The sequence below is a fragment of the Gilliamella sp. B2887 genome (assembly GCF_026537015.1).
Taxonomy (GTDB): Bacteria; Pseudomonadota; Gammaproteobacteria; order Enterobacterales; family Orbaceae; genus Gilliamella.
Map to the genome: position 1 here is coordinate 194147 of NZ_JAFNMX010000002.1, position 15065 is coordinate 209211.

The following is a 15065-nucleotide window of genomic DNA, read 5'->3' on the forward strand; positions in this document are numbered from 1 at the left end:
ATATAAATCAAATCATTTAACTTATTAATTATATAAAATATTGATTTTAGCTTAAGATATATGTTTTAATTCCCTGGATGATTTTTTATACAAAACGAGAAGCGAATGATCGCTTCTCGTTCAAAACATTAATTATGGACGGCATGCTGATGGGCAATTTATACCGATAACAGCTTCAACAACTCTACCAATCCCTTGACCTAGTAATCTACCTGAATTTTGTCCAGCATTACTTTCGTCACCATGAGCTGCATCCACTACAGCACCAATACCAGCACCTAAGGCACCCGCTGCATCAGCTATAAAGCCAGCACCTGAAACTTGTTCAACTTCTACTAAATTTAATTCTTTCATAATGTGTTCCTTTTTTCCACAATAGTTATTTTCAAATTAGAGTCTAAAAAATACCATTAATACATAGTACTGTTTAAACCCATAAATATTTAAACAGAAAATAAAATTTTGATCAAGTCAATTATGATTACATTTAATTTTCACATGAAAAAAAAAGACTTTAAATTAAGCATAAGTGTTTTAAAAATATTAATAATTTTTTTACTAAAACTTAACCTTTGTATAGAGAAAAATTATATTTTTAGAGCGAAATAGAATCATTCATGATGGAGTAATTATATAAATTTAAAATTAAGTGATAACATCAAAATATTTTATTCGTTAGTATACATCATAAGCAATCAAATTTCTTAAAAAATAAGATATTGCTGGTGGTAATCACCAGCAATATTATTAAGCAAAGCCTTTTAATCCAACAACATGAACATGTTCTTGGTTATTAATAACTTTACGAACTAATTTATAAGTAGTTCCTTTTTCTGGGCTAATATTTTCGGGTGCAGCAATAATAAGCTGCATTTCTAATCGCTCACATAGTTCAAAAAGCGTTGCAATTGATTTAGTATCAAGACGAGCAGCTTCATCTAAAAATAATAATCGACATGGTAAAATATCTTTATTACGCAGTCGTTTAGATTCTTCTTCCCAGCTTTGAATCACCATCAATAGAATCGACATACCAGTACCAATCGCTTCACCAGTCGATAAAGCGCCACTTTCGGCACGTAACCAACCATCAGCACCACGATTAACTTCAACATCCATCTCTAGATAGTTTCGATAGTCAAGTAATTCTTCACCGATATTTTGTGAACTTCGTTGCCCCATATCAATATGAGGGTTTAAGCGATGATATAGTTTAGCTAACGCTTCTGAGAAAGTGATTCGATTGTTACTAAACAAGTCTTGATATTCATCTTGTTCATCAGCCAAGGCTGATAATAAAGCAGAATGAGCCTCACGTATACTTACGTTCAAACGTACACCATTAACTTGACCAAATGCCACTGCTTGTAAACCTTGATTTAACATACGAATACGATTTTGCTCACGTTGTATAGTTTTACGTATAATATTGGCTACACTTTTGGAGCTTATTGCTAATTGCTGTTCACGCGAGGTGAGTTCTTCAGTTAAGCGAGATAATTCGATTTCCATTTGTTCAATGGCTTCAATTGGATCATCAGTTTTCACGATATCTTGGCGAATTCGTTCACGCAGATGTTTATAAACCGCAATATAGAATTGAACCTTTCGTTCAGGCCGTTTTGGATCTTCAGATAGCCTTAATACATCTCGTAGATGTTCATTATCATTTACAGCTAAACGTAAGGAACCCAACGCCTTATCCGACATAGAACGAAGCTCATCGGCACTTAAATAAGCAAGTTCCCGGCGATGTAATCGACGCTCAACACTATTGTCTTTAACTAATCGTAATACTAAACGCCACCCAGCTTTAGCTTGCACCACTTGTTCCCGTAATTGCTTATATTCTCGCGATATTTGGTTCAAACGTTTTTGCATTTGAGTCATTTCGCCTTCACACATAATCAATTGTTTTTCAAGAGAAAGACATTCCAGACGATTATCATTAAGTTTTTGATGGATTTCATTACGGCGAATTTTAGCACGTTCCTCGGTAATCGTATCAGCTTTTACACCAATTTGTTTTATCTCTTTAAGTAGTTCATTAAGCATATCCTGCTTAGTTTCAAAAGCACTTTTTAATGAAGCAAACGTTTGGTTATATTGATTATACTTGTCTTGATAGTGCTGCATTTGACTACGGGATTTAGCTCTTTGTGCTTCAACCACTTCCAATCGAGAACGCAGTTTTTCATTTAAATCAGTATTTTCACCTAACATATCAGCGGAATCTTCATAACTAAAATGAACTCGACGCTGTATCACTTCGGTTAATGCAAAGACTTGTTGGCGAATAATCTGTTGTTGTTCTTTTATGATGTTGTATTGTTTATGTAAAGCTTCATTTTGTTCAGGATCGCTCTGTAAAACAGCAACAATTGGTTCCAGTTCTGAAACAGTGTTACGATTGCGATTGACATATTGTACTGCCTCTTGTGCTTCTACCACTTGTTCACGTAAGTCATCAATACGATCTGCTAGATCATCATCAGCCAATAAATGTATCTGTGCAACAAGTCGATTAACAGTACTTAACTGTTCCTTATAGCTAGATACTTGTTGCTGATTTTGTTTATCAATAGTTTCTTGAGACGACAGCAATCGTTCAACTTCCACACTCCTTGCGACTAATTTTTGCGCTTCAGCTTCAGGATCAATATCAAAAGCTACCGCTAAATATTGACCGATAAATTTCCCAACATTTTGCTCAATTCTCTGTAATTTTTGTAGATCAAATGAGGCTGTTGCATAACGTTCATACAGTTGTTCTCGTTCAACAGATAATTTTTCAAGATAAACCTCACGTGCAGCTCGGCCAAATAATGGTACTTTAGGAAAACTAGAAAAACGCCATTGACGATCGCCTGTTTTAACCAATACCGCTTTATTCATCTCTTCACAATCAAACACGTTATCATCAAATGATGACGGATCACCTTCAATAAAATAGATATCTTCAGGATAATCTTCTTCACTTGCAGTAAGAGTTTCAAGTTGTGCTTTTACTAAAGATAAATCGGGTACCACAATAGCTTGCCTAGATGGACCATATACCGCCGAAAAATATGGAGCATCATCAATAGTAACATCTTCATAAATTTCAGATAGCAATACGCCATTAAATCGTTCTGCTAATGCTGATAATCGTCCATCATCAACCCCACTTGGTTGATTGAGTTGTTCAATTTGTCTATCAAGCTGATTACGTCTAAAATTGATTTGATCACGTTCAGTAACAAGTACTCGCTCTTGTTCAAGTAACTGCTGCATATGTTGTGTAATCGCTTGGCTATGGGCAAATGTTTGACCAGATTGTTCTTGCAATGAAATTAAAGCATCTTGTGCTTTTAGCCATAAAGGTGCTTTTTGTCGATAATCAGAAATTTTAGCTTGAATCTGTTCTAGTTCTTGCCTACATTCAATACGTTTTTCGCTAGATTCATTGGCTAACAGAGCACTTTCGTCTAATTGTACTTCAATCTCTTGTTTTAACTCTTCAAGATCTTCATAATTAACTTGACGACCAATACGTTTACAAAATTGAGTTAATAATGATTCTGCTTCTTTTTGCTCAAAAAAACGTTGTTCTAATTCATCTAAGTGTAATTGTAAATGTTCAGCTTGATCAGCTTGATAACATTGTGATGGCCACTTCCTTAATGCTTCTTTGGCAACAATAAATGCATCACTACGCACCACATCGCCAATTAATTTGACAACAAGTTGATAAGCTCTATCAAATTGACTGATTGCCGCATTAGAAACACTGAGCCTTTGTTCAAGTTCTAATACTTTCTCTGTTATTACTTTCTGTTTTTCGTCAAACTCTTCAAAATGATTTTCAATATTATTAAGGTCTAGTTTAGGTAATTGGCATAAAGACTGCGCATTTTTAAGGGTTTGCAATGCTTGTTGATATTGAATAGCACGGGTTTGTTGGACATCAAGCGCTTGCTGATAATCAGCCAGTTGTGTTTTGATTTCATCAACTTCTCGTTCTGTGTGTTCAAATTGATCACGGTAAACTTGATATTGTTCGTTAGCTTCAACAACAACTTCACTTTGCTCCTCAAGCTTGACATTTAAATCGTCTAAATCTGCTTGATAGCGATCAATCTTTTCTTGTTGGCGTAATGCCGTTTGTGCTAGATTAAGATGATCATTAGCTGCTTGTAAATCGGTTTCCAAATCGCTTTGTGCTTCTTGATATTCTTTCAACTCTTTCGCCATTTCAATTTGGCGGAATTGATTACTTATAAGTAGCGCTTGCGTTTTAAACATATCTTGGCGTAGACCTAGCACTGATTCAATATGTACACGACGTTCATTAGCATGACGCATATAATCAGCTGCTACATAATTAGTTGATTCGGTAATCAGATGTTTGAATAAATCCCGATCTGATTGCGTCACTCTAATGGCTTCTAATGTCATTCGATTTTCACGTAGTGCAGCCTCCATATCTTGGAAAGCTTTACGTACGCCACTATTTTCGGGCAATAAATAATCACGAAGTGAACGAGTAATAGCGCTTGAAATACCACCATAAAGTGAAGCTTCAATTAGGCGATAGTATTTACTACGATCAGAAGATGTGCGCAGACGCTTTGGTAATACACCGACATCAAACATTACCGAATGATAATCAGTAATTGAGTTAAATTGTTTAAAAATTACGCCTTCCATTTCTTCAATTTTTTCTTTTAATTCAGGTAATGAAAGGATTCGTGCTTGTTTATCAATTAATCTCTCAGTAACTAATTCTGTTGGGGAAATGCCAACAAATAAACCTTGTATTAGGAAAGGTTTAATATCGACTTTTTTATCACGACCAGCTACTTGCTGTAAACGTACTCCACAAATTATACGTTGATTACGAGAATTAATTACATCAAGTATTGAGTAACAAACGCCAGGTTTCAATTTTCCGTGTAAGCCTTTATCTCGTGAACCTGATGTTGCCCCTGCTTCGGTCGTGTTTCTGAAATGTAATAAAGTTAAATCAGGAATTAAAGCAGTAACAAATGCTGCCATTGTGGTTGATTTACCCGCGCCATTTCCCCCAGAAAGTGTAGTAACTAATTTATCCAGATCAAAAGTTCGAGCAAAAAAACCATTCCAGTTAATCAGTGTCAATGAGTGAAATTTACCATGTCCGATCATAATTATTCTATCTCCTCATTAACATCTTGGTCTTCATTATTATCATCTAAAATAAGTGACGATTCTATATTGATTGCTTCACCATCACGGATTAAACGCAATTGAGCTTCTTGCATATCATCACTACTACGGACTTCAGCGCCAAAACGAAAAATTGATTCATTAATGCGAAAACGGCTACTGTCATTGCCAACAATAAAGAAAATCATACCAAGTCTACGTAATCGATTTAAAGCTGTTTTGACTTTATCAAATAATTTTTGACGATCTAAATCAGAACCAGTAGAACGCTGATTAACTAATTTGAGCAATTTACTTTCATCTGCTAATGAAATCAGTTCATCAAACAACTCTTGCAACGTAAAGATCCCTTCATGCGCTAATCGTTCAGGACTTAAATAAAGATAACAAAGTACTTTGCCAACTAACATTTCTAACTCAGATAATACCGAGCGAGAAATTAACGACGTTGAACGAGGACGAAGATAAAAAAATCCTTCTGGCGCCCTGACTAATTCAACATTATAACGTTGGTAAAATTGTTCAAGTTCTAATTGAAAATCCATTAAAAATGCATGATTATCAAGCTCATCAATGCCAATATGACGCCCTGAACGCAAAGTACTATCAAGCTCAGGGAAAATCGGATTTGCAATTGCTTGCGCCAATTTAACTGGCATATATTTATCAATGGATGCTTGTGAATTTGCCGCTATGCGCTCCATAATTTCATCAAGATGATGTGCAGTTTGTTGTGTTTCTAAATCGTTAGTATCTGTTGATGACATGTGCTTGTACCTTAGCTCCATAATCGTTAATAGGTTTCCATTCGCTGGGTATACCGAGTAAATCATCTTTGGCAATACCAAGTCGAATAGCCTGATCGATAAATAACCTTGCTATATCAAAATGTTGTTCGCGTGGGAATTGTGCCAAATAGTTACAAATTGCTATACCAATATCAAGTGGTTTATTTTCTTGTTTAAAAATCAACAAATTTTGTTCGATATGCATAATAATATGTTCTTGAATCTCTTCTATCATTTCAAATTCAAGTTCTGAAGGTAATTCACCTGTCACTTCTGCTTCGTGTAGTGCGAGTTCTTCATCACGCATATCGAGTAAACGATCAGCATTTGCGAATGTAAGAGACCATGGCATATCAAAATAATTCTGAATTGATTTTCGTAACCGTTGTGAAAATACACGGTTTTTATCTAAATCGATCGCTGTTCGGATAAATTTATGAACATGTCTATCATAACCTATCCAAAGATCTATCGCTTTTTGCCCCCAACCTATAATTCGATCTAATTTACTTTGTAAATCTAATACTACATTGTTAATTTTATCAAGTTCAGGATGATCCAGTGTTGCGTCTTGAATTAATAACAAACTGGCTTGTAGTTTATCGCCTGCAGCAGCTAAAGTGTCTTGCAACTCACGAAGTGTTTGTGATGTCTCCGTTAACAATCCCTCACAGCTACTAATTGCAGCTTGCCAATCTTGGCTTAATAATGCAGAAATATTTCGTTTTACATCAACTTGCTGCTCATCCATAACACGTTGCGTTATATCAATGCTATCAAAAATTTCAGCAACCGAATATTTTAAAGGAGCAAAGACATTTCTATGCCAATGTAAATCATCCCCCCCTTCGACAGCTGCATCGGCAGCACGTTTCAATTCTTGTGCCACAATGGATAATTGGATGGATAAACGCAGTGAAGAAAATTCCCGCTGTCGAATATAATAATCAGAAATCCCAATTCCAAGGGGAGTTAAACGATAAATTGAATAGCCATCAGGCATTTCACTTGTAAAACGTGTAATTAGATGCTGACGCACTAAATCATTAATGGCATTATTGGCTCGTACAGTGATGGTATCTTCACTTTGTTCGAAAATCTGTGAAACATGCCGAAAAGCATCAATTAATTCCGATTCAGTCATTTCACCATCAAAACGCTCACTATTTAATACAGCAATAGCCAATAAAAAAGCTAACCTTTCAACAGGTAAAGTAATTGAAAAATCATTCTTTTTTGCCCAAGAGACCAGTTCAGGTACTGTTTGGGAAAAATCCAACATAGAGGTTTCCTTAGATTAACGTATCGTTTTATATAAAAATACCTTAAAAAAGTTTAATAAATACAATATAGAGATTAAAAAGACAAATATTATCGATTATATAACAATTTGTACTAGTTAAAAATAACCAAGCTTAAGATTTACGATTAGATGATTGAATAACAGTAAATGAACATTTATATAGCCTCATTTTAGATTTTATATTGCATTCGTCAAATTTATCTTAACTGGCACCTATACTCAACGTGACAATACCAAACATAAAAGAAAATTCATTATTTTTTAAAAATTAGGTTAACATATGCGTAAAATGTTGCTTTTGATGTTATCAAATTTTGCCACTTCTTTTAGAACTCTAACATTCTCCCCTACTTGTGGTATCTCAATTGCAATCGGTTGAATAAAAGCATATTTATGTCTATCCAATTGATTAGATTACATAATACTTTATAAAAAACCCGCAGTAACTCTATTACTATTGAACTATTGGAAAAAAATCAGTGATGAGGATGGATTTTAATTACAGATGTTGGACAAAAAACACTGAAGAAAATATGTTAATTTACCTATAAATCAAGTTCCAGACATTACTTCAGGTAATTATGTCATAAAATATAGCGTAAATTATTTATTATTTTAACTAATTTTGAAATAATTGGAGATATTCCATTACAAATCCTACCTAAAATTGGTCTGACAAAATTAATATATGGTAAAACAGTTTCTATTATTACTTATGAAGATGGTAAACCTTTCTTAAAAGTTTCTGAAATGATTAAATTGGGAAATAATTTAAATTAATCTTTAAAAAAACTGATAATAACTAAAAGTTGATATTATTGTTCCTAAAAAGGCTTTAATGTTATTTGTATTGAAATTAGTTTACTATTAAAAATAGCAAGTTAGTTACTGAAGACAAATTCTTCATAATATTAGTTTTTACTTTAATACCCAAATCGTAGAACATAGATTTTCGAAAAACATCAAATCATAAATAGTAGTAAGCCAATGACAGAAACAATATATTTATTACACTCAAAGCTAAAAATCCTAGATAATATTATCTAGGATTCATTAAAAATTTATACTTTTTATAACTCTGCATTAATAGGTCGAGGAATTAAAAAGCTGCAAAGTAAAGCTAAAATAGTAATGATCAATCCCAATAACATACCATTAAAATAACCTTTGATAGTATTAGCATTTACCATTTGTATAGCGGGTAACAATGCAAAACTTAATCCTGCGCCTAAATTAAAGGCACCTGCATTCATACCAGGTAAAAATCCTGGATTTTCTGATGGCGATAAAACAATACCTAATCCATTTAAGATAATATTAGCCATTCCTGCATAAAAAATTCCAAGTGCTATAACGCAAATGGATAAAATTGTTAACGAGTAAACACCATAGAACATAATTACTAAAATACTAATGATACAACCCAATAAACCTAATTTTAATACATTATTATATCCCATCGTTGGCGCTAAACGACCTGAGAACGGACCCACAAGCCAACCAATTAATGCATATGGTGTAAGAAAAATGAGTGATGCCCAATCAGGATCAAGTCCGAAACCTAATTCATGATTTTGTGCTATTGACATAACTAAACCATTAACTATTGCAAAAATACCTGTCATGGTTAATGTTGTCGTTAAGAGTAAAGCCCAAGTTGACCTTCTTTTTAAATGTTCAATTGTTACCAATGGTTGTTTATTGCGTTTTTCTGTGCACCAAAATAACATAAAACAAACAATAGCAATCAGTGTGAGTCCAATGACATAAAGCCAATTGGCACTACCAATATTGCCGGCCTCATTAAGTGCTAACAGTAAAGCTGCAATCGTCATTACAATGAACAGAACACCTATCCAATCCATTTTAGTTCCCGCTGATGGTTTTGATTCTGGAGAAAAACGATAGACAAGATAGGTAGAAATAGCAGCAACGACCGCAATAACCCAAAAAACTGAACGGAAACCAAAATATGTAGCAAGTAAACCACCCGCAATTGCATCAACACCAGCAATACCACCATTTACTGCTGTAATAATTCCCATTAACATTCCATATTGTTTGGCATCTTTTACTTCATAACTAAGCATCAATAAACAAAGTGGTACAACAGGACCTGATACACCTTGTATAATTCGTGCCGCATACAATACTTCTATATTAGGTGCTAGTGCTGCTAGTATTGTACCAAATGTCATAATAAGCAACATAAAGGTTAATACTTTCTTACGGCCTTTTATATCACTCAAGCGTGGCAAAAATAGAGAAAATAACGCTGCAGCTGTAAAAAAAGAGGTTTGCGATAAACCTACGGCCGCATCATTGGTCCCTAGCTCGTTAGCTATGGTTACTAATACTGGACTTAACATGCTTGCATTAAGTTGAAATGCAGTACAAGCTGCAAGTAACGCAACCATTAATGTTATAATATTTTTCTTTTCCTTACTTTGATCTATCATGCATTTACCTCATTGGTGCGTTTAAAGAATCAATATATAAATTAATTGTATGTATTGGGTTTAACTGTATACTGGTTTTTGATTGTACTCGTCTATCCAAATTTGAATCATTATAAATATCTTGTGCTATGTCGACTTTTTTCACTAAGGGTTTAATAGCTGCTAATTCAATATCAGGATCACCCTGTGCCAATAAAATCGCGAAAGTATCATGATGACAGAGATCATAATCTAAAATAATTTTTTTTGGTTGATTTGTCATAAATCATTTCCTATAGAAAATTGATTTGTTAGTCATTTTGTAAAATATACTCTGATAAAATGGCATTTTTTTATGCTTCTTAATTGTCTATTGACAAAGAAGCATAAATCGCTTATTGGTAAAGTGATTCATCTTTTTCCTGTAATTTATAAAACACATCATTAAAAATATCTTTTGTACCTATTGTATCTAAAGTTATGGCTAAAAAGAGTTAATGTATTAAGGATCTATCCCATCAAAATCAGTAAATTTTTACTACTAAAAATAACAATAACGGTTTGAATACCTATTAAATATATTTTTCGAGTTGCAAGTTTTGCAGTATCTAAATTAGCCGCATTAAATTTGCCTCGGTGTTATTTGGGATAATAATTGGATGATATTTAAAGAGTATGAAGCAGGGTCAAATACAACTTTTACTCTTACATATTTAGGTAATTTCATTGTATGAAAAACAGCATTAATAATATTTTCAAGTTGAACTAATAAAATATCAGATTTTTCTAAATAAGGTTCTAACATTACAATTTCTTTATCAGTAATTGTTAAATTGACCTAAGAGAAATAACAATTATAGGTTCTTTTAAAACATAAATCATTGCATTACCTATTGGCTATTTCTTAGATTTATATGAAGTATACGTATTAATTTTTTCCAACTTTGGAATAAAAATGAACTTTCCTTCAATATTATTAATAAAAAAACCAGATTAATATCATTAATCAATTTGAATTTATGATATTTTTTAGATAATAGCGATTTACAACCTTTTAAAAAAATTACTACTTAAGCAATGATGTTAATATTGAATGAACCCAAAATATAATTGTTGCCTGTTATTTTTTCTTGCTTTTTATTTTATGTCTAAAAAAATAAATTCATGTTTTAACTACCTAATTTGCATTAAATATAAATTGAAACATTAAAAAAGTATTTATTATCATATCTTATGAAGTAAAACTGAAGCAAATAGAACTAAACTTAAATATGGTCAATTGCTTTAAAAATAGAAAAAAATATTAAAAAAACAACAATTTTTTAGCATAAATAATCATATTATTATTTTAATCCTTATTACCCGTTTTCATTATTGAGCGTATTTATTGATATGATCTTATAATATTATTAAAAATAATAATGTGGACTGAATAATAAAAAATAAATTACCTACTCGCTCTGCCGCAATTTTATGCTAGAATCAAAGTACTATTACCAACTCACTTTAACATAAGGATGAAATGCAATGCATATCGGTATACCCAAAGAACGGTTAGCCAATGAAGCTAGAGTTGCAGCAACTCCCCAAACAGTTGGACAACTGTTAAAACTTGGATTTACAGTCTCTGTAGAACAAGGTGCAGGACACGCTGCTCATTTTGAAGATCAAGCATTTATTGATGCTGGAGCAACAATTCAAAATAATCAAGAGATTTGGCAAAATGACCTTATCTTAAAATTCCATGCACCAACGGATGAAGAAATTTCACTAATGAAGGAGGGGTTAACTCTCATTAGTTATATTTATCCAGCCCAACATCAAGCGCTTTTAGAACAGCTTGCAGCTAAAAATATAACTGTAATGGCTATGGATTGTGTTCCACGTATCTCACGTGCTCAGTCACTTGATGCATTAAGTTCCATGTCTAATATTGCTGGCTATCGATCTGTTATTGAAGCAGCAAATCAATTCGGACGATTCTTCACTGGGCAAGTAACGGCAGCAGGAAAAGTGCCACCAGCAAAAGTTTTGGTAATTGGTGCAGGTGTTGCTGGTCTTGCAGCAATTGGTGCAGCAGTTAGTTTAGGTGCTATTGTTCGAGCATTTGATACGCGTCCAGAAGTTGCAGAACAAATTAATAGTATGGGCGCTGACTTCTTAGAGTTAGATTTCGAAGAAGAATCTGGTTCAGGTGACGGTTATGCGAAACAAATGTCTGCTGCTTTTATTGAAGCTGAAATGGCATTATTTGCAGACCAAGCAAAAGATGTAGATATCATTATAACTACAGCACTAATACCAGGTAAACCAGCACCAAAACTTATTTCGAAAGAAATGGTTGAATCAATGAAACCTGGTAGCGTTATAGTTGATTTAGCAGCCTTAACAGGAGGCAACTGCGAATTAACTAAACCTGGCGAAATATTTGAAACAGATAATAATGTAAAAATTGTTGGCTATACTGATTTAGCTAATCGTATGCCAACTCAAGCATCTCAACTTTATGGGACTAACATTGTTAATTTATTAAAATTGCTTGCTAAAGAGAAAGATGGCAATATTGACATCAATTTTGAAGATGTGGTTATTCGTGGAGTAACTGTAGTCAAAGATAAAGAAATCACTTGGCCTGCGCCACCAATTCAAGTATCTGCCCAACCTCAGAAAAAAGCAGCCGATCCTATTGCAAAACCAGAACCAAAGCCAATGGATCCGCAGAAAAAATATGGGATTTTAGCGTTAATTATTATTGCTTACTTCTGGTTAGCAAACTCGGTACCTGAAAGCTTCTTAGGGCATTTTACTGTATTTGCGCTATCTTGCGTTGTTGGTTATTACGTTGTATGGAATGTTACCCATTCTTTGCATACACCACTTATGTCTGTAACGAATGCTATTTCCGGAATTATATTAGTTGGGGCTATATTGCAAGTCGGCGATGATAATGGCTTAACAACAGCAATTGCATTTATTGCTATTTTGATTGCGAGTATCAATATTTTTGGTGGATTCTTTGTTACCCAAAGAATGCTAAAAATGTTCCAACGTGGTAAATAAAGGAGAGAATCAATAATGTTAAGTAACGGAATTATTCAAGCAGCCTATGTTATTGCTGCATTACTTTTTATATTCAGTTTACGAGGTCTTTCCAATCAAGAATCAGCCAAATCAGGAAACATCTACGGTATGATCGGTATGGCAATAGCCCTTATCGCAGCAATTGCCAGCATAAATGGTGGATTACACTGGATCATTATTGCCATGATTATAGGCGCTGCTATTGGTTTATACCTAGCAAAAAATGTTGAAATGACACAAATGCCTGAATTGGTTGCTTTGCTACATAGCTTTGTTGGAATGGCAGCCGTTCTTGTTGGTATAAACAGCTTTTTAGATCCGCATATGGTTACATTTTCAGCAAATGAAATAACAGTTCATTTAATTGAAATTTTTGTAGGTGTATTTATTGGTGCGGTTACCTTTTCAGGTTCAATTGTAGCCTTTGGAAAGTTAAATGGTAAAATTAGTTCAAAACCATTATCTCTTCCAAATAAACACTATCTAAATCTAGCTGCAATAGTTATATCTGTTATTTTGATGTTTACATTTATCAATATACAAACTGGTGCTGGCGCTCTAATTTGTTTACTTATTATGACTATTATTGCATTAGTGTTTGGTTTCCACCTTGTAGCATCGATTGGTGGTGCAGATATGCCTGTTGTTATCTCAATGCTCAATTCTTATTCTGGTTGGGCTGCAGCAGCGGCAGGCTTTATGCTACAAAATGACCTTCTAATTGTAACAGGTGCGTTAGTGGGTTCTTCTGGTGCAATTCTTTCTTATATTATGTGTAAAGCAATGAATCGCTCATTTATCAGCGTAATTGCCGGTGGTTTTGGTAGCGATGGCAGCTCATCAAGCTCTTCAGAAGAAGAACAAGGTGAATATCGCGAAATTCAACCCGCTGAAGTTGCACAAACCTTGAAAGAAGCACGCTCAGTTATTATTGTTCCAGGTTATGGTATGGCGGTTGCACAAGCACAAGGCGCGGTGAGCAATATTACTGAAAAACTACGAGCTATGGGTATTGAAGTGAGATTTGGTATCCACCCTGTTGCCGGGCGTTTACCGGGGCATATGAATGTATTATTAGCCGAAGCGAAAGTACCTTACGATATCGTGCTTGAAATGGACGAAATCAATGACGACTTCCCTGATACGGATGTTGTATGGGTCATTGGTGCAAATGATACGGTTAATCCAGCGGCGGAAGAAGATCCAAATAGCCCTATCGCAGGTATGCCAGTTCTTGAAGTTTGGAAAGCTAAAACGGTTATCATTTCTAAACGCTCAATGAATACCGGTTATGCCGGCGTTCAAAATCCACTGTTCTTCAAAGAAAATAGTTATATGCTATTTGGTGATGCCAAAGATAGTGTTGAAAAAGTGTTACAAAATCTTTAATGACAATTAGTCTTATAGATAATACAAAATATTACTGCGGCCTAGCCGCAGTAATATTATAAGAGTTAAGAGTTTAAATTTATTTGAGCTAAAAAAGTAGTAATTTGTTTAATTATTTCACGATGAATTTCGGCTCGAGTCCGTTTCCCTCCATCCTTACAAATAATGCCTTCGCTTCGAGCTTCTTGTTCTAATATCGCTATCGCCTTAGGTTTACAAACTTGTATAAAACTAAAATGCATTGCATCTGGTATCACCGTATAAGTTAACAGAAACTGTATAAATAGCCTAAGCCAAGTTTTGCATCCATATCGCCAACATCGACTCTTGCATCAATAATTAAAGAAAGAATTTTAAACATCTTTTAAACTTTCTGAAGTAAAACCTCTGACTAATCCCGCATCCAAAGAGATAAATGATTTTATTCTTGGATCGAATAAGATTTTATTTAATTTAGAATTATCAAGGCCAAGTTCAGTCACTAATTGGCAAGCTTTCAAATGGGCATGAATTGTACAGTTTTGCTTAAAAAGCTCAGTATCAAATTTTGCTCCAGTAAGTGCGATTACCCTTCAGCCGCCAAGGGAATGCTTAATCGCTGATATATTATCCAATATCAATATTGTTTGCTAAAGTCTCGTCTTCTTCTAAAGAATCAATTGTTTTACTTAAATCTTGTTGGCGTAGCCATAATTTAAAGGATTGTTGAATATCATTATTAAAGAATTTTGTACCTGGATGATTTGGTGTGGCAACAAAATACTTCCTTTTTGGCCAGTTCATAGGCAAGCCAACTTAAATTTTGCCAACTGCCACCATAACCATGCGAAAAAAAATTAGGGGATGTTTACAGTAATCTGAAACAGGCGTTGCATTAAA

11 protein-coding genes are annotated in these 15065 nt (G+C 34.0%); 2 read left to right on the forward strand and 9 right to left on the reverse strand.

Annotated features, from left to right (window positions below; all coding sequences use genetic code 11):
* Window positions 1–132: 132 nt before the first annotated feature.
* From J3U13_RS02715 to J3U13_RS02745, 7 genes are all read right to left on the reverse strand, one after another.
* Window positions 133–354 (reverse strand): hypothetical protein, encoded by a 222-nt coding sequence (locus tag J3U13_RS02715; RefSeq protein WP_267339971.1) that lies wholly within the window; start codon window positions 352–354, stop codon window positions 133–135.
* Window positions 355–747: 393 nt separating this feature from the next.
* Window positions 748–5166, reverse strand: coding sequence for a chromosome partition protein MukB (gene mukB / locus J3U13_RS02720; RefSeq protein WP_267339973.1), 4419 nt, complete (start codon window positions 5164–5166; stop codon window positions 748–750).
* 2 nt (window positions 5167–5168) lie between these two features.
* On the reverse strand, window positions 5169–5891 hold the full coding sequence (gene mukE, locus J3U13_RS02725; RefSeq protein ID WP_416380343.1) for a chromosome partition protein MukE: 723 nt from the start codon (window positions 5889–5891) through the stop codon (window positions 5169–5171).
* Window positions 5892–5934: 43 nt separating this feature from the next.
* Entirely contained in the window at window positions 5935–7257 is a 1323-nt protein-coding gene (mukF, locus tag J3U13_RS02730) for a chromosome partition protein MukF (protein WP_267339975.1), read from the reverse strand.
* A 1091-nt stretch (window positions 7258–8348) separates the two neighbouring features.
* Window positions 8349–9737, reverse strand: a complete 1389-nt coding sequence (locus J3U13_RS02735; protein WP_267339976.1) for an MFS transporter — start codon at window positions 9735–9737, stop codon at window positions 8349–8351.
* A gap of 4 nt (window positions 9738–9741) precedes the next feature.
* Complete coding sequence (locus tag J3U13_RS02740) at window positions 9742–9999, reverse strand: hypothetical protein (RefSeq protein WP_267339978.1); 258 nt, start codon at window positions 9997–9999, stop codon at window positions 9742–9744.
* A 339-nt stretch (window positions 10000–10338) separates the two neighbouring features.
* Window positions 10339–10521 (reverse strand): hypothetical protein, encoded by a 183-nt coding sequence (locus J3U13_RS02745; protein ID WP_267339979.1) that lies wholly within the window; start codon window positions 10519–10521, stop codon window positions 10339–10341.
* A gap of 722 nt (window positions 10522–11243) precedes the next feature.
* Here J3U13_RS02745 and pntA point away from each other — a divergent pair.
* Window positions 11244–12776, forward strand: coding sequence for a Re/Si-specific NAD(P)(+) transhydrogenase subunit alpha (gene pntA, locus J3U13_RS02750; protein WP_267339980.1), 1533 nt, complete (start codon window positions 11244–11246; stop codon window positions 12774–12776).
* Between the two features lie 15 nt (window positions 12777–12791).
* Window positions 12792–14186: a Re/Si-specific NAD(P)(+) transhydrogenase subunit beta gene (pntB, locus tag J3U13_RS02755; RefSeq protein WP_267339981.1), complete on the forward strand. Its 1395-nt coding sequence runs from the start codon at window positions 12792–12794 to the stop codon at window positions 14184–14186.
* A 65-nt stretch (window positions 14187–14251) separates the two neighbouring features.
* On the opposite strand, the gene J3U13_RS02760 is transcribed toward pntB, so the two are convergent.
* Window positions 14252–14428, reverse strand: coding sequence for a hypothetical protein (locus J3U13_RS02760; RefSeq protein ID WP_267339982.1), 177 nt, complete (start codon window positions 14426–14428; stop codon window positions 14252–14254).
* 364 nt (window positions 14429–14792) lie between these two features.
* Window positions 14793–14969 (reverse strand): hypothetical protein, encoded by a 177-nt coding sequence (locus J3U13_RS02765; RefSeq protein WP_267339983.1) that lies wholly within the window; start codon window positions 14967–14969, stop codon window positions 14793–14795.
* Window positions 14970–15065: the final 96 nt, after the last annotated feature.